This is a genomic window from Cronobacter muytjensii ATCC 51329, from assembly GCF_001277195.1.
In the GTDB taxonomy this organism is placed as follows: Bacteria; Pseudomonadota; Gammaproteobacteria; order Enterobacterales; family Enterobacteriaceae; genus Cronobacter; species Cronobacter muytjensii.
In genome coordinates, this window is the sequence record NZ_CP012268.1 from 4,316,608 (window position 1) to 4,339,197 (window position 22,590).

The 22,590-nt window shown below is 58.0% G+C and carries 24 protein-coding genes; 20 read left to right on the forward strand and 4 right to left on the reverse strand.

Annotated features, from left to right (window positions below; genetic code table 11):
- Window positions 1–26: 26 nt before the first annotated feature.
- The gene (locus tag AFK63_RS19730) at window positions 27–1,268 is read left to right on the forward strand and encodes an aromatic amino acid transport family protein (RefSeq protein WP_038866944.1); all 1,242 of its coding nucleotides are present in this window, start codon (window positions 27–29) and stop codon (window positions 1,266–1,268) included.
- Window positions 1,269–1,518: 250 nt separating this feature from the next.
- Window positions 1,519–2,622, forward strand: a complete 1,104-nt coding sequence (locus AFK63_RS19735) for a branched-chain amino acid ABC transporter substrate-binding protein (protein WP_144420914.1) — start codon at window positions 1,519–1,521, stop codon at window positions 2,620–2,622.
- Between the two features lie 233 nt (window positions 2,623–2,855).
- On the opposite strand, the gene panM is transcribed toward AFK63_RS19735, so the two are convergent.
- On the reverse strand, window positions 2,856–3,248 hold the full coding sequence (panM, locus tag AFK63_RS19740; RefSeq protein WP_038866997.1) for an aspartate 1-decarboxylase autocleavage activator PanM: 393 nt from the start codon (window positions 3,246–3,248) through the stop codon (window positions 2,856–2,858).
- A gap of 420 nt (window positions 3,249–3,668) precedes the next feature.
- On the opposite strand from panM, the gene AFK63_RS21765 reads away from it, so the two are divergent.
- From AFK63_RS21765 to ugpQ, 12 genes are all read left to right on the forward strand, one after another.
- Entirely contained in the window at window positions 3,669–3,926 is a 258-nt protein-coding gene (locus AFK63_RS21765) for an amino acid-binding protein (protein WP_038866948.1), read from the forward strand.
- 64 nt (window positions 3,927–3,990) lie between these two features.
- Entirely contained in the window at window positions 3,991–4,917 is a 927-nt protein-coding gene (gene livH, locus AFK63_RS19750; protein ID WP_038866950.1) for a high-affinity branched-chain amino acid ABC transporter permease LivH, read from the forward strand.
- Window positions 4,914–6,194, forward strand: a complete 1,281-nt coding sequence (locus tag AFK63_RS19755) for a high-affinity branched-chain amino acid ABC transporter permease LivM (RefSeq protein WP_038866952.1) — start codon at window positions 4,914–4,916, stop codon at window positions 6,192–6,194. The genes livH and AFK63_RS19755 overlap by 4 nt, the downstream gene beginning before the upstream one ends.
- On the forward strand, window positions 6,191–6,958 hold the full coding sequence (livG, locus tag AFK63_RS19760; RefSeq protein ID WP_038866954.1) for a high-affinity branched-chain amino acid ABC transporter ATP-binding protein LivG: 768 nt from the start codon (window positions 6,191–6,193) through the stop codon (window positions 6,956–6,958). Before AFK63_RS19755 ends, livG begins: the two co-directional genes overlap by 4 nt.
- 1 nt (window position 6,959) lies before the next feature.
- Entirely contained in the window at window positions 6,960–7,673 is a 714-nt protein-coding gene (gene livF, locus AFK63_RS19765) for a high-affinity branched-chain amino acid ABC transporter ATP-binding protein LivF (protein WP_038866956.1), read from the forward strand.
- 132 nt (window positions 7,674–7,805) lie between these two features.
- Entirely contained in the window at window positions 7,806–8,027 is a 222-nt protein-coding gene (locus AFK63_RS19770) for a type II toxin-antitoxin system Phd/YefM family antitoxin (protein ID WP_007730583.1), read from the forward strand.
- Window positions 8,027–8,395, forward strand: coding sequence for a type II toxin-antitoxin system death-on-curing family toxin (locus tag AFK63_RS19775; protein WP_038866959.1), 369 nt, complete (start codon window positions 8,027–8,029; stop codon window positions 8,393–8,395). The genes AFK63_RS19770 and AFK63_RS19775 overlap by 1 nt, the downstream gene beginning before the upstream one ends.
- 170 nt (window positions 8,396–8,565) lie before the next feature.
- Window positions 8,566–9,885: a sn-glycerol-3-phosphate ABC transporter substrate-binding protein UgpB gene (ugpB, locus tag AFK63_RS19780; RefSeq protein ID WP_038866961.1), complete on the forward strand. Its 1,320-nt coding sequence runs from the start codon at window positions 8,566–8,568 to the stop codon at window positions 9,883–9,885.
- A 216-nt stretch (window positions 9,886–10,101) separates the two neighbouring features.
- Window positions 10,102–10,989 carry a sn-glycerol-3-phosphate ABC transporter permease UgpA gene (gene ugpA, locus AFK63_RS19785; protein ID WP_038866963.1) on the forward strand — a complete coding sequence of 296 codons (888 nt, stop codon included), beginning with the start codon at window positions 10,102–10,104 and terminating at the stop codon, window positions 10,987–10,989.
- A complete protein-coding gene (gene ugpE / locus AFK63_RS19790; protein ID WP_038866965.1) occupies window positions 10,986–11,831 on the forward strand; it encodes a sn-glycerol-3-phosphate ABC transporter permease UgpE in 846 nt (281 codons plus the stop codon). Before ugpA ends, ugpE begins: the two co-directional genes overlap by 4 nt.
- A 1-nt stretch (window position 11,832) precedes the next feature.
- Window positions 11,833–12,906, forward strand: a complete 1,074-nt coding sequence (locus AFK63_RS19795) for a sn-glycerol-3-phosphate import ATP-binding protein UgpC (protein ID WP_038866967.1) — start codon at window positions 11,833–11,835, stop codon at window positions 12,904–12,906.
- Complete coding sequence (gene ugpQ / locus AFK63_RS19800; protein ID WP_038866969.1) at window positions 12,903–13,643, forward strand: glycerophosphodiester phosphodiesterase; 741 nt, start codon at window positions 12,903–12,905, stop codon at window positions 13,641–13,643. The genes AFK63_RS19795 and ugpQ overlap by 4 nt, the downstream gene beginning before the upstream one ends.
- On the opposite strand, the gene AFK63_RS19805 is transcribed toward ugpQ, so the two are convergent.
- The gene (locus AFK63_RS19805; RefSeq protein ID WP_038866971.1) at window positions 13,640–14,116 is read right to left on the reverse strand and encodes a DUF2756 family protein; all 477 of its coding nucleotides are present in this window, start codon (window positions 14,114–14,116) and stop codon (window positions 13,640–13,642) included. The two genes, ugpQ and AFK63_RS19805, sit on opposite strands and share 4 nt — an antisense overlap.
- 126 nt (window positions 14,117–14,242) lie before the next feature.
- Between AFK63_RS19805 and ggt the strand changes: the two genes are divergently transcribed.
- A complete protein-coding gene (ggt, locus tag AFK63_RS19810) occupies window positions 14,243–16,003 on the forward strand; it encodes a gamma-glutamyltransferase (protein WP_081642099.1) in 1,761 nt (586 codons plus the stop codon).
- Between the two features lie 117 nt (window positions 16,004–16,120).
- Here ggt and yhhY read toward each other — a convergent pair whose 3' ends face one another.
- Complete coding sequence (gene yhhY / locus AFK63_RS19815) at window positions 16,121–16,618, reverse strand: N-acetyltransferase (RefSeq protein WP_038866980.1); 498 nt, start codon at window positions 16,616–16,618, stop codon at window positions 16,121–16,123.
- A 273-nt stretch (window positions 16,619–16,891) separates the two neighbouring features.
- Here yhhY and AFK63_RS19820 point away from each other — a divergent pair, with 273 nt between their 5' ends.
- From AFK63_RS19820 to gntU, 5 genes are all read left to right on the forward strand, one after another.
- Window positions 16,892–17,932, forward strand: a complete 1,041-nt coding sequence (locus AFK63_RS19820; protein WP_038866983.1) for an oxidoreductase — start codon at window positions 16,892–16,894, stop codon at window positions 17,930–17,932.
- A 121-nt stretch (window positions 17,933–18,053) separates the two neighbouring features.
- The gene (locus tag AFK63_RS19825; RefSeq protein ID WP_053531595.1) at window positions 18,054–18,749 is read left to right on the forward strand and encodes a pirin family protein; all 696 of its coding nucleotides are present in this window, start codon (window positions 18,054–18,056) and stop codon (window positions 18,747–18,749) included.
- A gap of 104 nt (window positions 18,750–18,853) precedes the next feature.
- Complete coding sequence (gene gntR / locus AFK63_RS19830) at window positions 18,854–19,849, forward strand: gluconate operon transcriptional repressor GntR (RefSeq protein ID WP_038867012.1); 996 nt, start codon at window positions 18,854–18,856, stop codon at window positions 19,847–19,849.
- 141 nt (window positions 19,850–19,990) lie between these two features.
- Window positions 19,991–20,518 carry a gluconokinase gene (gene gntK / locus AFK63_RS19835; protein ID WP_038867014.1) on the forward strand — a complete coding sequence of 176 codons (528 nt, stop codon included), beginning with the start codon at window positions 19,991–19,993 and terminating at the stop codon, window positions 20,516–20,518.
- Window positions 20,519–20,521: 3 nt separating this feature from the next.
- Entirely contained in the window at window positions 20,522–21,862 is a 1,341-nt protein-coding gene (gene gntU, locus AFK63_RS19840; RefSeq protein WP_038867017.1) for a gluconate transporter, read from the forward strand.
- Between the two features lie 102 nt (window positions 21,863–21,964).
- Here the strand turns inward: gntU and AFK63_RS19845 are convergent, their stop codons facing one another.
- Window positions 21,965–22,558 carry a YhgN family NAAT transporter gene (locus AFK63_RS19845; protein ID WP_038867019.1) on the reverse strand — a complete coding sequence of 198 codons (594 nt, stop codon included), beginning with the start codon at window positions 22,556–22,558 and terminating at the stop codon, window positions 21,965–21,967.
- Between the last annotated feature and the right edge of the window lie 32 nt (window positions 22,559–22,590).

The window sequence follows — 22,590 nt, forward strand, 5'->3', positions numbered from 1 at the left end:
AGCCGCCGGATATTTAAGGAAGAACTATGTCTGAAAACACAACCTCCGCTTCACTGTGGGCGGCCCGAGAGCGGGCTGCGTCATCACCGAAATCACTGAGCTTCCTCGAAGGCGTGGCGATGATCGTTGGCACCAATATCGGCGCAGGCGTCCTCTCTATCGCCTATGCCTCAAGCAAAGCGGGCTTTATGCCGCTTCTGTTCTGGCTTGCCGTCGTCGGCGTGCTGACCACTATCACCATGCTTTATGTCGCCGAAGCGACGCTGCGCACCCGCGCGCATTTGCAGTTAAGCGGTCTCGCGGGGCGTTACGTCGGGCGCATCGGCGCCTGGCTGATGTTTGCTTCGGTATGCGTCAACAGCGTCGGCGCGCTCACCGCCTACATGACCGGCAGCGGCAAACTTCTGAGTTCGCTTATCGGCGTGTCGCCCGCCATCGGCAGCCTGATTTTCTTTATTCCGGCGGCAGGTATTCTCTGGCTCGGCCTGAAAGCCATTGGTCGCGGCGAGAAATTTATCAGCATCGGCATGGTGGTGATGATAGCGGTGCTGGTGATTGCCACGCTGCTGCATGAGTCTACTCAGATGCGCTGGCTACTGGATGGCGACTGGCGCTATATGGTGCCGGTATTTAACGTCACCGCGTTCTGCTTCGCCGCGCAATACATCGTGCCGGAAATGGCGCGCGGCTTCGCCGACAAACCAGAAAAACTGCCGAAAGCGATTATCGTCGGGATGATTATCACCTTTACGCTGCTGGCGCTGGTGCCGCTCTCGGTTATCGCGCTGAGCGGGCTTGATAACATCTCTGAAGTGGCGACCATCTCCTGGGGCCGCGCGCTGGGCGAATGGGCGTTTTTCTCGGCCAATATTTTCGCGCTCTGCGCGATGCTCACCTCTTACTGGGGCCTGGGCGGTAGCTTTCTGACGAATATCTTCGATAAATTCCGCCTCGGCGACGACGCGCAGCCGTTCAAACGCCTCGGCGTGCTGGCGGTGGTGGCGCTGCCGCCGTTCGCGCTTGCCTACAGCGGCATGGTCTCTTTTGTGAACGCGCTCTACTTTGCAGGCGTGTTCAGCGGCGTGATCCTTTCCATTATGCCTATTCTTATTTTGCGCGGCGCGCGTCGTCATGGGGAGCTCTCGCCCCGCTGGCAGTGTACGTGGAGTACGCATCCGCTGATCCAGACGCTGATTGTTGTGCTCTATGTGGCCAGCGCGATTTACGCGGTGCTCTCCGCCTTCGGTTATCTGCCCGCAGGCTGGTAAAACCCGATAACCCGCCGCGTGACAGGCGCGGCGGATGTTTTTTGACCGCTCCCCGCCATAATTGACGTGAAAAATAGTGATTCCAAATTCATAAAAATGGGGTATGTTTTTAGCAGAGTATGCTGCTTTTAGCCAGGCGGCAGGGCTTAAAACCATTATTAAATGCTGCGCTTACAAGCGAAGCGGAAATAAAGTAGCGAAAAACAACAACACCACAACTGCAATGACCACAAGAATGGGGAACCTCAGGATGAAAATGACGGGTAAAGCGTTACTGGCAGGCGCGATTGCGCTGGCGATGAGCAGCATGGCGATGGCGGAAGATATTAAAATTGCCGTGGTGGGCGCCATGTCTGGCCCGGTAGCGCAATATGGCGACCAGGAATTTACCGGCGCCGAGCAGGCCGTTGCCGATATCAACGCCAAAGGCGGCATCAAAGGCAACAAGCTGGTTATCACCAAATATGACGATGCCTGCGACCCGAAACAAGCGGTGGCGGTGGCGAACAAAGTGGTTAACGACGGCGTGAAATATGTCATCGGCCACCTCTGCTCCTCCTCCACGCAGCCAGCGTCTGATATTTATGAAGACGAAGGCATCCTGATGATCACCCCGGCCGCAACGGCGCCGGAGCTGACCGCGCGCGGCTATCAGTTAATCCTGCGCACTACCGGTCTGGATTCCGATCAGGGCCCGACTGCGGCGAAATACATTCTCGATAAAGTTAAACCTAAGAATATCGCGGTTATTCATGACAAACAGCAGTATGGCGAAGGCCTGGCCCGCGCGGTGCAGGACGGTCTGAAGAAAGGCGGCGCTAACGTGGTCTTCTTCGACGGTATTACCGCCGGTGAGAAAGATTTCTCCACGCTGGTGGCGCGCCTGAAGAAAGAAAATATCGATTTCGTGTATTACGGCGGCTATCACCCGGAAATGGGACAGATCCTGCGCCAGGCGCGTGCGGCAGGTCTGAAAACCCAGTTTATGGGGCCGGAAGGCGTGGCGAACGTGTCACTGTCTAACATCGCGGGCGAGTCAGCCGAAGGCATGCTGGTGACCAAGCCGAAGAACTACGATCAGGTGCCGGCGAACAAACCGATTGTGGATGCTATCAAAGCGAAGAAACAGGATCCGAGCGGCGCGTTCGTGTGGACGACCTACGCTGCGCTGCAGTCTCTGGCCGCTGGTCTGAACCAGAGCGATGACCCGGCTGAAATTGCCAAATATCTGAAAGCGAACGCTGTCGAAACGGTCATGGGCCCGCTCTCCTGGGATGCGAAAGGCGATCTGAAAGGGTTTGAGTTCGGCGTGTTTACCTGGCATGCCAACGGAACGGCGACCGACGCGAAATAAACTTCTCCCCGGCGGCTTTCGCGCTATAGCGGCGTTGGCTGCCTTCTTCAACCCCGGCCTCTTACTGGCGTAAGCGTCCGGGGATTTCAGGGGTTACCGCCTTGTTGTAACACGAAATAGCCGGGGGAAAATCGAGAGGGCGTCTTTCGCGCTATGGCGGCGCTGGCTGCGGAGCGAGCAGGAGGCAGATAAGCGTAGCGTACCCACCTTTTATATCCGCAGTCAGGCCAGTCTCAGGCTCCTGTATGCTTCACCCAGCCATCCTGCTGTGCCGCAAAGCCCAGCGTCTGCATAAACGCGTTCATCACGTTGTAGTCTTCCACGCCGATATCCATCACCCACCAGTCCGTCATCGACGGGTTATCGCGAATCGTCTCTTCAATCAAATAATGCCCGACGCCGCGTCGTCGTGTGACGTCCCGCACCCGCAGGGAATCCATTGCGCCTTCGGTGCCGCGCAGCGTCACGCGCACTGCGCCCAGTAATCGTTCGTTAAAGCGCGCGGCATAGATGCGATGGTTCTCATCAAGACGTAACGAATCAGAAGGATATTCCGGCCAAATCTTTGCGAGGTCGATTTTGTCCTGTTCGCTCAGGGTATGCAGACGAAGGATAGTCAGTTTCATAAACACGCTTTCCGCCAGGGATGAATAATTGAGTTTACCCGATTTTTTCTGGCTGCTGGACGCCACCGCAAGATCTATTCGGTAGCTGATTAGTTTTTGTCTTATTCATTAGGTAGCGGGAAAGCGCGGGGAATGAAATTTAACCAGCAGATAACCCTGAATACTAGCGTTTTATCTGGCTAATAGTACCGATATTTTATGCTATTCGTTGCGCTTTTTTTTGTTTATTTCGGCCATGTTTCAGAATATTATCTTTTCTTAATAGACTGAAAAATAGATGTTTTAATTATAGTTTCGCGAAAAACCACGCTAACTCTTTAAAGAGACAGGTAAAAATAGCGTTGTCTATTAAAACGGCAGAATATTTTTTAACCATAATAAAACTTATTAGCAACACACAACACGAACGGGGATTTGAGGATGAACAGCAACGCAACGCGCTGGCTTGCGGGGATGATAGCGCTGGCGCTCTCTCAGGCGGTAAGCGCTCACGGGATCGACCGCGACCTTGCCGCTCCGGTACAAAAATTAACTCCGCATGGCGCAAATGCCGTGCCTGGGCCGCTGAACTGGGATGAAAAAAGCGATCTGAAAGGATTTGAAGCAGGTGTTTTCACGTGGCATGCCGACGGGGCGTCAACCGTTGCGAAAAACGGCCCGTCTGTGGCCGTGAAATAAAGCATACCCGATGTTCATCCCGCCTGTCGGCGCTTCGTCTGGCAGGTTTTAATAAGGTTACGTTATGTCCGAGCAGTTTCTCTATTTTCTGCAGCAGATGTTTAACGGCGTCACGCTGGGCAGCACCTATGCGCTGATCGCCATCGGCTACACCATGGTCTACGGCATTATCGGCATGATCAACTTCGCCCACGGCGAGGTCTATATGATCGGCAGCTATGTGTCATTCATGATCATCGCCGCGCTCATGATGATGGGCATCGACGCCAGCTGGCTGCTGGTCGGCGCCGCCTTTATCGGCGCGATTGTCGTCTCCAGCGCCTACGGCTGGAGCATCGAGCGCGTGGCGTATCGCCCCGTGCGCAGCTCCAAACGCCTGATTGCGCTGATCTCCGCCATCGGGATGTCAATCTTCCTGCAAAACTATGTCAGCCTGACGCAGGGCTCGCGCGACGTCGCGCTGCCGAGCCTGTTTAACGGACAGTGGACCATCGGCAGCAGCGATAACTTCGCCGCCAGCATTACGACGATGCAGCTGGTTATCTGGGTTGTGACGGTAGTGGCGATGCTCGCGCTGACGTTGTTTATCCGCTACTCCCGCATGGGGCGCGCCTGCCGCGCCTGCGCGGAAGATCTGAAAATGGCGAGCCTGCTTGGCATCAACACCGATCGCGTTATCGCGCTCACCTTTGTGATAGGCGCGGCGATGGCGGCGGTGGCGGGCGTGCTGCTCGGCCAGTTCTACGGCGTCATCAACCCCTACATCGGCTTTATGGCCGGGATGAAAGCCTTCACCGCCGCCGTGCTGGGCGGCATCGGCAGCATTCCGGGCGCGATGATTGGCGGGCTTATCCTCGGCGTGACCGAATCGCTCTGCTCCGCCTATCTCAGCACCGAATATAAAGATGTTGTGTCGTTTGCCCTGTTGATCGGCGTACTGCTGGTGATGCCGACCGGTATTCTGGGCCGCCCGGAGGTAGAAAAAGTATGAAACCGATGCATTTTGTGGCGGCGCTGCTGGCGGCTGCCATGTTCTTCCTGCTGGCAGGCATTTTTATGGGCGTTCAGCTTGAGCTGGACGGCACGCGTCTTGTCGTCGACACCGCCGACAGCATCCGCTGGGAGTGGATTGCCCTCGGCACCGGCGTGGTCTTTTTGTTCCAGCTCCTGCGCCCGCTCTTTCAAAAGGGCCTGAAAAACGTCTCCGGGCCGAAGTTTATTCTGCCGGCTATCGATGGCTCGACGCCGAAACAGAAGCTGTTCCTGCTGGGGCTTCTGGCGCTCGCCGTCGCGTGGCCGTTTATGGTCTCGCGCGGCACGGTGGATATCGCCACGCTGACCATGATTTACGTGATTCTGGGCCTCGGCCTGAACGTGGTGGTGGGGCTTTCCGGCCTGCTGGTGCTGGGCTATGGCGGCTTTTACGCCATCGGCGCTTACACCTTCGCGCTGCTGAACCACTACTACGGTCTGGGCTTCTGGACCTGTCTGCCGCTGGCGGGCCTGGTGGCTGCCGCCGCCGGTTTCCTGCTCGGCTTCCCGGTATTACGCCTGCGCGGCGACTACCTGGCGATTGTGACGCTCGGCTTTGGCGAAATCGTCCGTATTCTGCTGCTCAACAATACCGAAATCACTGGCGGGCCGAACGGCATCAGCCAGATCCCCAAACCGACCTTTTTCGGCCTGGAATTTAGCCGCACCGCGCGCGAAGGGGGATGGGACACTTTCAGCAACTTCTTTGGCGTGAAGTACGACCCTGCCGACCGCGTTATCTGGCTCTACCTGGTGGCGCTGCTGCTGGTGGTGTTCTCGCTGTTCGTGATTAACCGTCTGCTGCGTATGCCGCTGGGCCGCGCATGGGAAGCGCTGCGCGAAGATGAGATTGCCTGCCGCTCGCTCGGCCTCAACCCGACGCGCATCAAGCTCACCGCCTTTACCATCAGCGCCGCGTTCGCCGGTTTCGCCGGTACGCTGTTCGCCGCGCGCCAGGGCTTCGTCAGCCCGGAGTCGTTCACCTTCGCGGAATCCGCGTTCGTGCTGGCGATTGTGGTGCTGGGCGGCATGGGCTCGCAGTTCGCGGTGATCCTCGCCGCCATTCTGCTGGTGGTGTCGCGTGAACTGATGCGTGACCTGAATGAATACAGCATGCTGGTGCTGGGCGGGCTGATGGTGCTGATGATGATCTGGCGTCCGCAGGGCTTGTTGCCGATGACACGCCCGCAACTGAAACTGAAAAATGGTGTGAGCAGTAAAGGAGAGCAGGCATGAGTCAGCCCTTATTATCCGTCAACGGCCTGATGATGCGCTTTGGCGGCCTGCTTGCCGTGAATAACGTTTCGCTTGAACTGCGCGAGCGTGAAATCGTCTCGCTGATTGGCCCGAACGGGGCCGGTAAAACCACGGTATTCAACTGCCTGACCGGCTTTTACAAGCCCACCGGCGGCACCATTATGCTGCGCGACCAGCATCTCGAAGGGCTGCCGGGCCAGCAGATCGCCCGTATGGGCGTGGTGCGCACCTTCCAGCACGTGCGGCTGTTTCGCGAAATGACCGTGATTGAAAACCTGCTGGTGGCGCAACATCAGCAACTGAAGTCCGGGCTGTTTTCCGGCCTGCTGAAAACGCCGGCGTTTCGTCGCGCCCACAGCGAGGCGCTGGATCGCGCCGCCACCTGGCTTGAGCGCATCAATCTGTTGCAGCACGCCAACCGCCAGGCGGGCAACCTCGCCTACGGCGACCAGCGTCGTCTGGAGATTGCCCGCTGTATGGTGACGCAGCCGGAGATCCTGATGCTTGACGAGCCGGCGGCGGGTCTCAACCCGAAAGAGACTAAAGAGCTGGACGAGCTGATTGTCGAACTGCGTAACCATCACAACACCACCATTCTGCTGATTGAGCACGATATGAAACTGGTGATGGGCATTTCCGATCGTATTTATGTCGTGAATCAGGGAACGCCGCTTGCCAACGGCACGCCGGAGCAGATCCGCAACAACCCTGACGTGATTCGCGCATACCTGGGTGAGGCATAAGATGGAAAACGTGATGTTGTCTTTTGACAAGGTGAGCGCGCACTACGGAAAAATCCAGGCGCTGCATGAGGTGAGCCTGCACATTAAGCAGGGCGAAATCGTCACGCTTATCGGTGCCAACGGCGCGGGGAAAACCACGCTGCTCGGCACGCTGTGCGGCGATCCGCGCGCAAGCACCGGGCGCATTGTCTTTGACGGCAAAGACATTACCGACTGGCAGACGGCGCGCATTATGCGCGAGGCCGTGGCGATTGTGCCTGAAGGCCGCCGCGTCTTCTCCCGCATGACGGTGGAAGAGAACCTGGCGATGGGCGGCTTTTTCGCCGACCGCTCGCAGTTTCAGACGCGTATTCAGCGTGTTTACGATCTCTTCCCGCGCCTGCATGAGCGCCGCATCCAGCGCGCCGGCACGATGTCCGGCGGCGAACAGCAGATGCTGGCGATTGGCCGCGCGCTGATGAGCCAGCCGCGCCTGCTGCTGCTCGATGAGCCGTCGCTGGGTCTGGCGCCCATTATCATCCAGCAGATTTTCGACACCATCGAACAACTGCGTAAAGAGGGGATGACCATTTTCCTCGTCGAGCAGAACGCCAACCAGGCGCTGAAGCTCGCCGACCGCGGCTACGTGCTGGAAAACGGCCATGTGGTGCTTGAGGACACCGGCGACGCGCTGCTCGCCAACGAGGCGGTGCGCAGCGCCTATTTAGGCGGTTAAGTCATCGCGGCCCGGTGGCGTAAGGTTACCGGGCCGGTGCATTGAGAAAGCCGGGTATGGCGAAACGCCACCCGGCTTTTGTTTTATGTACGCATTACTTGTACAATTAATTTGTACTTTAGAGGAAGCTTTATGCGTACGATGAACTACAGCGAAGCGCGCCAGCAGCTCGCTTCCGCCCTGGAATCCGCCACCACCGGAACGCCAGTGACCATTACGCGCCGCGGCCATAAACCGGCCGTTATCATCAGCGCCGAAGAGTTTGAACGTTACCAGGCGGCCAAACTGGATGCCGAATTCGCGGAGATGATGGCCGTGCACGGTAATGAAATCAGGGAGCTTGCGGACAGGTAATGACGATTCACTTTATCTCAGCGGAGGAGATAGTTCGCTTCCATGACCGCTTATTGCAGGTGACGCCCGGCGTCACAGGGATGCCCGATCCGGGGCGGGCCGAAGCGTTAATGTATCGCGTGCTTAATAAATATGAGTACGAAGGCGTTGACGATATCTGGCTGCTGGCGGCGATGCATTTACTGGCGATTGCGCGAGGCCAAATTTTCAACGACGGTAATAAGCGCACGGCGCTTTTCATTACGCTGTTGCTTCTTAAGCGAAACGGTATCGCGCTTGCGGCTAATCCGGCTTTTGTTGAGATGACCGTCAACGCGGCGGCAGGGCGTCTGACCCTGGAAGAGATAGCTGCCCAGCTTCGCGCTTAGCTCCTGTCATCAGACCATCATCGGCGCGTCATTTCTCTGCCGCGCTTGCGTCACTGTTTTGTCATTATCCAGTTATTTTTCTGTCATACGCGCATGTCATGTTAGCTCGCGAGCATAAAACGCGTGATTTCGCGCATCTCAAACGACGCATAATCAGAGAGATAACAGACATGACAGCTTCGTTACGACGTACAGCAATTTGTGTGGCTCTGGGATGGGCGCTGAGCAGCCAGGCGATGGCCGCCACCACCATTCCGTTCTGGCATTCCATGGAAGGCGAACTGGGTAAAGAGGTGAATTCGCTGGCGCAGCGGTTCAACCAGGCGCACCCGGAATACAAAATCGAACCGGTTTATAAAGGCAACTACGAACAGAGCCTGGCGGCGGGCATCGCGGCCTTCCGTACCGGCAATGCCCCGGCGATTTTGCAGGTCTACGAAGTAGGCACCGCCACCATGATGGCCTCAAAAGCGATCAAACCGGTGTACGAAGTCTTCAACGATGCTGGCATTAAATTCGACGAATCGCAGTTTGTGCCGACGGTCGCCGGTTACTACACCGACGCGAAAAGCGGGCACTTACTCTCCCAGCCGTTCAACAGCTCCACCCCGGTGCTCTACTACAACAAAGACGCCTTCAAAAAAGCGGGCTTAGATCCGGAGCAGCCGCCGAAAACCTGGCAGGATCTCGCCGCGTATACCGCGAAGCTGAAAGCTGCGGGCATGAAGTGCGGCTACGCCAGCGGCTGGCAGGGCTGGATCCAGATTGAAAACTTCAGCGCCTGGCACGGTCTGCCGGTCGCCACCAAAAATAACGGCTTCGACGGCACCGATGCGGTGCTGGAATTCAACAAGCCGGAGCAGGTGAAGCACATCGCGCTGCTGCAGGAACTCAACAAGAAAGGCGATTTCAGCTACTTCGGGCGCAAGGATGAGTCGACCGAGAAGTTCTATAACGGCGACTGCGCGATTACCACCGCGTCTTCCGGGTCGCTTGCGGATATCCGCCACTACGCCAAATTCAACTACGGCGTGGGCATGATGCCTTACGACGCCGACGTGAAAGGCGCGCCGCAGAACGCCATTATCGGCGGGGCGAGCCTGTGGGTGATGCAGGGCAAAGACAAAGAGATGTACAAAGGCGTCGCAGAGTTCCTGAGCTTCCTCGCGCAGCCGGAAAACGCCGCGGAATGGCACCAGAAAACCGGCTATCTGCCTATCACCAAAGCAGCTTACGACCTGACCCGCGAGCAGGGCTTCTATGACAAAAATCCGGGTGCGGATATCGCCACTCGCCAGATGCTGAACAAGCCGCCGTTGCCGTTCACCAAAGGGCTGCGTCTGGGCAATATGCCGCAGATCCGCACCGTGGTTGACGAAGAGCTGGAAAGCGTCTGGACGGGTAAGAAAACACCACAGCAGGCGCTGGATGCCGCGGTTGAACGTGGTAATCAGCTGTTGCGCCGCTTCGAGCAGTCGACGAAATCGTAACCCCAGAACCGGCAGGGACAGCCGGTTTGATGTGGCGGGTGCGGCGTTGCCTTACCCGCCCTGAATACGGTTGTCGGTCTGTCGTGGCGGATGCGCTGCGCTTACCGCCCTACAGGCGGCTTGCAGGTCATCAGGCGATTACCGCTCTGCCCGTGATAGTTCCCAGGCCGGGTAAGGCGAAGCCGCTCCCGGCATTTTTCAGGAAAGTGTCTCTTTATGTCATCATCCCGTCCGGTGTTTCGCGCAAGCTGGCTGCCTTATGCGCTGCTGGCGCCGCAGCTGATTATCACCGTTATCTTTTTTATCTGGCCTGCGGGCGAGGCGCTCTGGTACTCGGTACAAAGCGTCGATCCGTTCGGGCTCTCCAGCCAGTTTGTCGGGCTTGCGAATTTTACGCAGCTGTTTCATGACAGCTATTACCTGGACTCCTTCTGGACCACCATTAAATTCAGCGCGCTGGTGACCGTCAGCGGCCTGCTGGTGTCGCTGTTTTTCGCCGCCCTCGTGGATTATGTGGTGCGCGGCAGCCGCTTTTATCAGACGCTGATGTTGCTGCCCTACGCCGTCGCGCCCGCTATCGCCGCTGTGCTGTGGATTTTCCTCTTCAACCCCGGACGCGGGTTGATTACCCATGTGCTGGAGCAGATGGGGTATTACTGGAACCACTCGCAAAACAGCGGGCAGGCGATGTTTCTGGTGGTTTTCGCCTCGGTCTGGAAGCAGATCAGCTACAACTTTCTCTTTTTCTTCGCCGCGCTGCAGTCTATCCCGCGCTCGCTGGTCGAGGCCGCCGCTATCGACGGCGCAGGCCCGGTACGTCGTTTCTTTAAGTTGTCGCTGCCGCTTATCGCGCCGGTGAGCTTTTTCCTGCTGGTGGTCAATCTGGTGTACGCGTTTTTCGACACGTTCCCGGTTATCGACGCTGCCACCGCGGGCGGGCCGGTGCAGGCTACCACCACGCTGATTTACAAGATTTACCGCGAAGGCTTCGCCGGACTGGATCTCTCCACCTCCGCCGCGCAGTCGGTGGTGCTGATGGTGCTGGTGATCATCCTCACCGTGGTGCAGTTCCGCTATGTGGAAAGTAAGGTGCGCTACCAATGATTGAAAACCGCCGCGGGCTGACGATTTTCAGCCATACCATTTTAATTCTCGGCATCGCCGCCATTCTCTTCCCGCTCTACGTGGCGTTCGTGGCGGCAACGCTCGACAACCAGGCCGTGTTCGCCACGCCGATGACGCTTATCCCCGGCACGCACCTGTGGGAAAACCTGAAAGACATCTGGATCAACGGCGTCGGCGCCAACAGCGCGCCGTTCTGGCTGATGCTGCTCAACAGTTTCATCATGGCGTTCAGTATTACCGTCGGGAAAATCGCGGTGTCGATGCTCTCGGCATTCGCCATCGTCTGGTTTCGCTTCCCGCTGAGGAACCTCTTCTTCTGGATGATTTTTATTACGCTGATGCTGCCCGTAGAAGTGCGTATTTTCCCGACGGTAGACGTCATTGCCAGCCTGAAGCTGATGGACAGCTATACCGGCCTGACGCTGCCGTTGATGGCCTCCGCCACCGCGACATTCCTGTTCCGCCAGTTCTTTATGACGCTGCCCGATGAGCTCATGGAGGCGGCGCGCATCGACGGCGCTTCGCCGATGCGGTTCTTCCGCGACATCGTGCTGCCGCTGTCGAAAACCAACCTGGCGGCGCTGTTTGTCATTACGTTTATCTACGGCTGGAACCAATACCTCTGGCCGCTGCTTATCGTCAGCGACCCGGCGCTTGGCACGGCGGTGGCCGGTATCAAAGGCATGATTTCGGTAGGTGAGGGCAGCACGCAGTGGAATCAGGTGATGGCGGCGATGCTGCTGACGCTTATCCCGCCGGTGGTGATTGTGTTGGTAATGCAGCGCGCGTTTGTCCGCGGGCTGGTAGACAGCGAGAAATAAAATGGCAGGTTTAAAACTTCAGGCGGTGACCAAAAGCTGGGATAACGGCAAAACACAGGTGATCCAGCCCCTGACGGTCGACGTGGCGGATGGCGAATTTATCGTGATGGTCGGCCCGTCCGGCTGCGGCAAATCCACGCTGCTGCGTATGGTGGCCGGGCTTGAGCGGGTGACGAGCGGCGATATCTGGATAGACCGCCAGCGCGTCACGGAAATGGAACCCAAAGAGCGCGGCATCGCGATGGTGTTCCAGAACTACGCCCTCTACCCGCACATGAACGTGGAGGAGAACATGGCCTGGGGCCTGAAAATTCGCGGCATGGGCAAAGCGCATATCGCCGAGCGTGTCAAAGAAGCCGCGCGTATTCTGGAGCTGGACGGGCTGCTGAAGCGCCGCCCGCGCGAACTCTCCGGCGGGCAGCGGCAGCGCGTGGCAATGGGCCGCGCCATCGTGCGCGACCCGGCAGTGTTTCTCTTTGACGAGCCGCTCTCTAACCTCGACGCCAAACTGCGCGTGCAGATGCGCCTTGAGCTGCAACAGTTGCACCGCCGCCTGCGCACCACATCGCTGTACGTCACGCACGATCAGGTAGAAGCGATGACGCTCGCCCAGCGCGTGATGGTGATGAACAAAGGCGTGGCGGAGCAGATAGGTACGCCGGTTGATGTGTATGAAAGGCCCGCCAGCCGCTTTGTGGCGAGCTTTATCGGCAGCCCGGCGATGAACCTGCTGGAAGGGCGCGTTAACGCCAACGGAACCCATTTTGACGTTGACGGCGGTCTCTCTCTGCCGCTTGGCGGGCTGCATAAAACGCTCGCCGGACGGAAAGTGACGCTGGGTATCCGCCCGGAACATATTGCGTTAAGCTCACAAGCCGCAGGCGGCGTGCCGCTGCCGCTCGATACGCTGGAAATGCTGGGCGCGGATAATCTCGCGCATGGCCGCTGGGGCAGCCAGAAAGTGGTGGCGCGCCTCGCGCATCAGGAGCGCCCACAGCCGGGCAGCCAGCTGTGGCTACACCTGCCGGAAACCCATCTGCACTTTTTTGACGGTGAAACAGGACAACGACTATGAGCAACTGGCCATATCCTCCGATCGTCGCTCACCGCGGCGGCGGCAGACTGGCGCCGGAAAACACGCTGGCGGCGATCGACACCGGCGCGCGTCTGGGGCACGCCATGATTGAGTTTGACGTCAAGCTTTCGAAAGACGGCCAGATTTTCCTGCTGCATGACGACACGCTTGAACGCACCAGCAACGGCTGGGGCGTGGCGGGCGAGCTGAACTGGGATGACCTGCTGAAAGTGGATGCCGGCGGCTGGTACAGCGGCGCGTTTAAAGGCGAGAAGCTGGCGCTGATGAGCGACGTGGCGCAGCGCTGCCGCGAGCATCACATGATGGCGAATATCGAGATCAAACCGACGACCGGCGCCGATGAAGAAACCGGGCGCGTGGTGGCGCTGGCCGCACGTGAACTCTGGCAGGGGATGACCGCGCCGCTGCTCTCGTCATTTTCTGTCGAGGCGCTGGAAGCGGCGCAACAGGCCGCCGCGGAGTTGCCGCGCGGGCTGTTGCTGGATGAGTGGCGCGATGACTGGCAGGCGCTGACCACGCGGCTTGGCTGTGTGTCGATTCACCTCAACCACAAGCTGCTGGATCAGGCGCGCGTCAGACAGCTTAAAGACGCCGGGCTGCGCATCCTGGTCTATACCGTCAATTCGCCCCGGCGCGCGCTGGAATTGCTCGCCTGGGGCGTTGACTGCATCTGCACCGACGCGATTGACGAGATAGGGCCTGATTTCCACGCTTAAGGCGCGATGGCGCTATTTGTGTTTAAGGTGGCGCCGTTTTGCCGCAGCATGTCACCGTTCTGGTGCGGCTGGATCATATGCGTCTGCTGAGGGCTGTTCAGCGTCGCGCCGCTGCTGCCGGTGCTGTTCAGCATGTGCTGCGAACTGCCGCTGTTGCCGTTCAGCATACCGCCGTTGGTGTTCGGCAGTACCTGCTCCCGCTGCGGGTTCAGATTCCCCGGCTGGTTCTGCTGAATACGCTGCGTGTTGGCGTTCATCTGCGTTTGCAGGTTCTGCTGTTGCAGACGGCTCTGCGTCTGGATCTGCTGGTTCAGCATACCTTTTTGCTGGATCTGCTGGCTTTGCATCTGCGTCTGTAAACGTTGCTGGCTGGGGTTTACGTACCCCGGCTGGTTCGGGTTATTGAGGACGTTGATGGGTTCGGCCAGCGCCGCCAGCGGCAGCGCGGCGGCAATCAGTAAGTAACGTTTCATGGTATTTCCCTCCCCGTATGGAAGATCTTTTAAGTTTACTCCCTCTGTGACAACACGATGATCTTTTAAGAGTTGTGAACCAGACTTGATCCGGGGAGTGTCCCAGACAAGAACCGGAGAAAAATAATGATGATGCAGTGGAAAACCGTACGCCAGACCGCGATAGCCGCGCTGGCGGCAGCCTTTTGCGTATCGGCGGCGGCAGCGCCTCCGCCCGTTGCGGCGCCTGCGCCGGTCTCCTATGGCGTTGAAGAGGATGTGTTTCATCCGGTGCGCGCCGAACACGGCATGGTGGCGTCTGTGGATGCCGCCGCGACCCAGGTGGGCGTCGATGTGCTGAAGCGGGGCGGCAACGCGGTGGATGCGGCAGTCGCAGTAGGGTTCGCGCTGGCGGTCACACACCCGCAGGCCGGTAACCTCGGCGGCGGCGGTTTTATGATGCTGCGCACCAAAGACGGCAAAGTGACCGCGATCGATTTTCGCGAAATGGCGCCAGAGAAAGCCACGCGCGATATGTTCCTCGATGCGCAGGGCAACGCCGACAGTAAAAAATCGCTCACTTCACATCTCGCCTCCGGCACGCCGGGCAGCGTCGCGGGCTTCGCGCTGGCGCTGCAAAAATATGGCACGATGTCGCTCGATAACGTTATCCAGCCCGCCATTGCGCTGGCGCGTGACGGCTTTACGGTAAACGACGCGCTGGCTATCGATTTAAAAACCTACGGCGTGGAGACGCTCCCGAACCACCCGGCCAGTAAAGCGATATTCTGGAAACAGGACGGCAATCCTTACCAGAAAGGCGACAAACTGGTGCAGGCGAACCTCGCGAAAAGCCTTGAGCTTATCGCTAAAAATGGCCCGGACGCCTTTTATAAAGGCCCCATCGCCGATCAGATAGCTGATGAAATGGCGAAAAACGGCGGGCTTATCACTAAAGCCGATCTGGCGAATTACAGAGCGGTGGAGCGCACGCCTGTGAGCGGCGACTATCGCGGTTATCAGGTGTACTCAATGCCACCGCCGTCTTCCGGCGGGATCCACATTGTGCAAATCCTTAATATTCTGGAAAATTTTGACCTGCATAAATATGGTTTCGGCAGCGCTGACGCGATGCAGATAATGGCCGAGGCGGAAAAATATGCCTACGCCGACCGCTCGGAATATCTGGGCGACCCCGATTTCGTGAAGGTGCCCTGGCAGGCGCTGACCAGCAAGGATTACGCAAAAACGCTGGCGCAGCAGATTGATGTGAATAAAGCGCGGCCGTCAAAGGAGATAAAGCCTGGCAATCTCGCGCCTTATGAGAGCAACCAGACGACGCATTTCTCGGTTGTCGATAAAGACGGCAACGCGGTGGCGGTGACCTACACGCTGAACACCACCTTCGGCAGCGGCATTGTGGCGGGCGATACCGGTATTCTGATGAATAACCAGATGGACGATTTCTCCGCGAAGCCGGGCACGCCGAACGTTTATGGTCTGGTGGGGGGCGATGCGAACGCCGTAGGGCCGAAAAAGCGCCCGCTGTCGTCGATGTCGCCGACGATCGTGGTGAAAGGGGGCAAAACCTGGCTGGTGACCGGCAGCCCGGGCGGCAGCCGTATTATTACTACCGTATTGCAGATGGTCGTGAACTCAATCGATTTCGGTATGAACGTGGCGGAAGCCACTAACGCGCCGCGTTTCCATCATCAGTGGCTGCCGGATCAGCTGTGGGTGGAGAAGGGCTTTAGCCCGGATACGCTGAAGCTGCTGCGTGAAAAAGGGCAGAACGTGGCGGTGAAAGAGGCGATGGGCAGCACCCAGAGCATTATGATTGGCCCGGACGGGGCGCTTTATGGCGCGTCCGACCCGCGCAGCGTGGATGATTTAACGGCGGGGTATTAAGGTAGCGCCCGCCGTATCGCGTAATGCGAAAGGCGGGCGTGCATTAAAAACGGCGATAGGGTTCTCCTGGGCGGGTAAGCCACGCGCGCCCGCCTTAACAACCTCCGCCAGCGCCCGTTAACCGGCCTTCATTCGCGCCATAAAGTACGCGTCCACATACTCCCCGTCGCGCAGGGCGTAACGGCGGCCTGTGCCTTCCGTCTCGAACCCGAATTTACGATATACCGCCAGCGCAGGCGCATTATCGACAAACACCGTCAGCTCTATTCGCTCAATACGCAGCCAGTTATCGCACAGGTTCACCATTTCACGCATCAACGCCGAGGCCACGCCGCGGTTGCGCCACGCCGGATGCACGCTCATCCCGAATGTCGCCACATGGCTGCGCCGCGGGTTCTGCTCGACCGTTAAGGCCAGATGGCCCACCACCTGCTCGTCAATGCACGCCACTAACTGACGACGCCCCGGCTGCGGCGCGCCGAGCCGGTCGCGCCACATCGCCAGCGACGGATGCGGGATTTGCAGCGTGTTGTGGATGATCTCCGGCATTGTGTGGATCTGCTGCAACGCCTGCGCATCGTCAGTTTCTGCATGTCTTACCACGACGTCATTCATGGCGTTCCCCTGTGTTTTCCGATAACCCTCTCAACATCAATGGTTTTTTCTTTGTGGTCAATTCCCAAATTTTTTTCAAAAAAGGCTGGACACATGCGAATGATAATGATTATTATTGCCATGCGTTCAGGGGGAACCCCAACGGAATCATCCTGAAAGCACGACATTGCTCACATTGCTTCCAGTATTTCTTAGCCAGCCGGGTGCTGGCTTTTTTTTTGCCTGATGATCTATGGTTAAACCAACGCTTTAACTCGCTATAAGGATCGGGCAATGACGATTAACTGCGCTTTTATTGGTTTTGGCAAAAGCACCACCCGCTACCATCTTCCCTACGTTTTACACCGCAAAGAGACATTTCACGTCGCGCATATTTTCCGCCGTCATCCTAAACCGGAGCTGGAAAGCCATCCGCGTTATCAGCATATTCACTTCACCAGCGTGCTGGATGACATCCTGAACGACGACTCGGTGAAGCTGGTGGTTATCTGCACCCACGCCGACAGCCATTTCGACTACGCGAAACGCGCGCTGGAAGCCGGGAAAAACGTGCTGGTGGAGAAGCCGTTCACGACAAGCGTCGCGGATGCGCGCCTGCTGCTGGATCTGGCGAAGAGCAAGGGGCTGGTGGTCACGCCGTATCAGAATCGCCGGTTCGACGCCTGCTTCCTCACCGCCCGCAAGGTGATTGAGAGCGGCAAACTGGGCGAGATTGTCGAAATCGAAAGCCATTTCGATTACTACCGCCCGGAGGCGGAAACCAAACCGGGCCTGCCGGAGGACGGCATGTTTTTCGGACTCGGCGTGCATACGATGGATCAGATTATTTCGCTGTTTGGCCGGCCCGATCACGTCAGCTACGACATCCGCAGCCTGCGCAATAAGGCCAACCCGGACGACACCTTTGAGGCGCAGCTGTTTTATGGCGATTTGAAAGCCATTGTGAAGACCAGCCATTACGTCAAAATCGACTACCCGAAATTTATCGTCCACGGCAAAAAGGGCTCGTTTATCAAATATGGCATCGACCAGCAGGAGACCAGCCTGAAGGCCGGGATCATGCCGGGCGAGCCGGGCTTTGCGGCGGATGAAAGCACAGGGCGGCTGGAGTATGTCAACGAGCGGGGCGAAACGGTGCGTGAAGAGATAAAACCGGAAGTGGGCGACTATGGCCTCGTATATGACGCGCTCTATGACACCCTGGTTAACGGCGCGCCGAATTATGTCAGAGAATCTGAAGTGCTCACCAATCTGGAGATCCTCGAACGCGGTTTCGAGCAGGCGTCTCCTGCCACGGTAACCCTTGCGAAATAAGGGTTACCGGCTCCTCTGTTCTTATTCACAAAATTTGAACAGAGGAGTCAATTTTCACCCTCTATGATCGCGAACCGTTCGGGTACACACTTACCCCATCAAATCGCTAAGGGGGTACACGATGATCTATTTACGCAAAGCAAATGAACGTGGCCATGCTAACCACGGCTGGCTCGATTCCTGGCACACTTTTTCTTTCGCCAACTACTACGACCCGAATTTTATGGGCTTCTCCGCCCTGCGGGTGATCAACGACGACGTCATCGACGCCGGTCAGGGCTTCGGTACGCACCCGCATAAAGATATGGAAATTCTGACCTACGTGCTGGAAGGCGCGGTAGAACATCAGGACAGCATGGGCAACAAAGAACAGGTGCCTGCCGGTGAGTTTCAGATAATGAGCGCCGGCACCGGGGTTCGCCACTCGGAATACAACCCGAGCGCCACCGAGCGTCTGCGTCTGTATCAGATCTGGATAATCCCGTCTGAAAACGGCATCGAACCGCGTTATGAGCAGCGCCGCTTCGACGCCGCCCAGGGCCGCCAGCTGGTGTTGTCGCCGGACGCCCGCGACGGGTCGCTGAAAGTGCATCAGGATATGGAACTGTCGCGCTGGGCGCTGCCCAATGGCGAAGAGGGCGAGTACACGCCGGCTGCCGGTCGTCGCGTCTGGATCCAGGTGGTGAAAGGCGATGTGACCATTAACGGCACCCGCGCGACCACCAGCGACGGCCTGGCTATCTGGGACGAAGCGACGCTTGCCATCCGCGCCGACAGCGACAGCGAAATCCTGCTGTTCGATCTGCCGCCGGTCTGATAATTCCTTAACCTCACTCGCAACCTTCCTCTAAACAGGGGAAGGTTGTTGCGCGTCCGTGATAAACTGGTTATTACCCATGACCTTATCCCCCCTTCAGGACGATGAAAAAGAGAAGACCGGTACTTCAGGATGTGGCCGATCGCGTCGGCGTGACCAAAATGACCATCAGCCGCTATCTGCGCAACCCCGAGCAAGTCTCGCTGGCGCTGCGCAGTAAAATCGCGGCGGCGCTGGACGATCTTGGCTACATTCCCAACCGCGCGCCGGATATTCTCTCCAACGCTACCAGCCGCGCTATTGGCGTGTTGCTGCCCTCCCTGACCAACCAGGTATTTGCCGAAGTCTTACGCGGCATTGAAAGCGTTATCGACGCGCACGGTTATCAAACCATGCTTGCCCACTACGGCTATAAGCCGGAGCTGGAGGAAGAACGCCTGGAATCGATGCTCTCCTGGAATATTGACGGGCTGATTTTAACCGAGCGCAACCACACGCCGCGCACGCTGAAGATGATTGAAGTGGCGGGCATTCCGGTGGTGGAACTGATGGACAGCGTCTCGCCCTGCCTCGATATCGCCGTAGGGTTTGATAACTTCGACGCCGCGCGCCAGATGACGGCGGAAATTATCGCCCGCGGTCATCGTCACGTCGCGTATCTCGGCGCGCGTCTTGACGAACGCACCATCATGAAACAGAAAGGCTACGAGCAGGCGATGCTTGACGCGGGGCTGACGCCTTACAGCGTCATGGTGGAGCACTCTTCGTCATTCTCCACCGGCAGCGAACTGCTGCGGCAGGCGCGGCGCGAATATCCGCAGCTCGACAGTATTTTCTGCACCAATGACGATCTCGCTATCGGCGCCGCGTTCGAGTGTCAGCGCCTGGGTCTGCGTATTCCTGACGATATGGCTATCGCCGGCTTCCACGGCCACGATATCGGGCAGGTGATGGAGCCGCAGCTCGCCAGCGTGCTTACGCCGCGCGAGCGCATGGGACGCATCGGCGCGGAACGCCTGCTGGCGCGCATCCGTGGCGAAACCGTCACGCCGCAGATGCTCGATCTCGGTTTTACGCTCTCGCCGGGCGGCTCAATTTAATCCCACAAATTTGAGCTAGTTCACACTTATTCACACTGGCCTCCTGCGGAAATTGCTAATTTTCAGTGTGAGCCAGACAATGTTACCGTTAACAGTTACCCGTAACATTATCCGTAATGCCTTTGCCAGGGGAGTTCTGCAATGAGCACGACCAATCATGATCACCACATTTATATCCTGATGGGCGTTTCCGGCAGCGGGAAATCCGTTGTCGCCAGCGAAGTCGCGCATCGTCTGAAAGCGGCGTTTCTGGATGGCGACTTTCTGCATCCGCGCCGCAACATTATGAAAATGGCGTCCGGCGATCCGCTTAATGATGATGACCGCACGCCGTGGCTACAGGCACTCAACGACGCCGCCTTCGCGATGCAACGCACCAACAAAGTGTCGCTGATCGTCTGCTCGGCGCTGAAAAAGCGCTACCGCGACATTCTGCGCAGCGGCAATCCGAATCTCTCTTTCATCTGGCTGAAAGGCGATTTTGAAGTGATCGAAAGCCGCCTGCGCGCGCGTAAAGGGCACTTCTTCAAGCCGCAAATGCTGGTGACCCAGTTCGAGGCGCTGGAAGCCCCGCAGGAAGATGAAAAAGATGTGTTGTTTGTGGATATCAACCAGTCGCTTGACGACGTTATCGACAGCACGATCGCGCTTATCAACAAAGGCCAGTAAGTTGTGAATACATTAACCCTCGTTTTAACGGCAGTAGGGTCCGTTTTACTTCTGTTGTTTTTAGTGATGAAGGCGCGAATGCACGCCTTCGTGGCGCTGATGGTGGTGTCCATCGGTGCCGGGCTTTTCTCCGGCATGCCGCTCGATAAAATCGCCGCCACCATGGAAAAAGGCATGGGCGGCACGCTCGGTTTTCTGGCCGTCGTCGTGGCGCTGGGCGCCATGTTCGGCAAAATCCTGCATGAAACCGGCGCGGTCGACCAGATTGCGGTCAAAATGCTGAAATCGTTCGGCCATAGCCGGGCGCATTATGCGATTGGTCTTGCGGGCCTCATCTGCGCGCTGCCGCTGTTTTTCGAAGTGGCGATCGTATTGCTGATTAGCGTCGCGTTTTCGATGGCGCGCCACACCGGCACCAACCTGGTGAAGCTTGTGATCCCGCTGTTCGCAGGCGTCGCCGCCGCTGCCGCGTTCCTGCTGCCGGGGCCTGCGCCAATGCTGCTTGCCTCCCAGATGCACGCCGATTTCGGCTGGATGATTTTAATCGGGCTGTGCGCCGCCATTCCGGGCATGCTGGTGGCCGGGCCGCTGTTTGGCAATTTCATCAGCCGTTATGTGGAACTGCATATTCCTGACGATATCAGCGAACCGCATCTGGGCGAGGGCAAACTGCCGTCTTTTGGCTTTAGCCTTGCGCTGATCCTGCTGCCGCTGGTGCTGGTGGGTCTTAAAACCATCGCCGCGCGCTTTACCGAGCAGGGCTCCACGCTCTACGAATGGCTGCAGTTTATCGGCCATCCGTTTACCGCGATTCTGGTCGCGTGCCTGGTGGCAATTTACGGTCTGGCGCGTCGTCAGGGCATGGAAAAAGAGAAGGTCATGGCGGTCTGCGGCCAGGCGCTGCAACCGGCGGGCATTATTCTGCTGGTGATTGGCGCAGGCGGCGTGTTCAAACAGGTGCTGGTGGATTCCGGCGTCGGCCCGGCGCTCGGCGCAGCGCTGACCGGCGTGGGCCTGCCGATTGCCGTCACCTGCTTTGTGCTGGCGGCGGCGGTGCGCATTATTCAGGGCTCCGCGACCGTGGCCTGTCTCACGGCCGTCGGGCTGGTGATGCCGGTTATTGAACAGCTTCACTTCTCCGGCGCGCAGCTTGCGGCGCTGTCCATTTGTATCGCGGGCGGCTCGATTGTGGTGAGCCACGTTAACGACGCCGGGTTCTGGCTGTTCGGTAAGTTTACCGGCGCCACCGAAGGGGAGACCCTGAAAACCTGGACGATGATGGAAACGCTGCTCGGCACCACCGGCGCCATTGTCGGGATGATCGCGTTTACGCTACTGTCCTGATAACGATTTCTTCGATATCACCCGGCGGTTTTTTGTCAGCCTTAAGCCTTCTCCCGGGGGCAGGGCTGACAATAAAAGGGCTTCCCAGTGGAAGCCCTTTTTTTACCCCTTCATCCACGCCCGGATGCCGTCCAGGAACATCTGGGTGGCGAGCATCACCAGCACCAGGCCCATCAGGCGCTCCAGCGCGTTCACGCCTTTTTCGCCAAGCAGGCGCAGGAACAGCGACGACTGCAACAGGATGGCGAACGTGCCGCCCCAGGCGAGCAGCAGCGCGATAACCAGATGCCCCATCTGGTTCGGATACTGGTGCGAGAGCAGCATGAGCGTCGCGAGCAGCGTTGGGCCCGCGACCAGCGGGATCGCCAGCGGCACGATAAAGGGCTCTTCGCCCGCAGGCAGGCCGGTGCTGTTGCCCTCCTGGCTTGGGAAAATCATTTTGATAGCAATAAGGAAGAGAATAATGCCGCCGGAAATAGAGACGGTTTCCGCGCGCAGGTTCAGGAACGCGAGGATTTTCTCGCCCGCGAACAGAAAAATAAGCATCAGCAGCAGCGCGATAAACAGCTCGCGCACCATAATCGCCCGGCGGCGTTTCGGCTCGGTATGCTTGAGCACCGACATGAAAATCGGCAGGTTGCCCAGCGGATCCATAATCAGGATCAGCAGGACGGCGGCGGAGAGAATGTCATTCATGAAAAGAGTCCTGATAACGGTAAACGCGACGC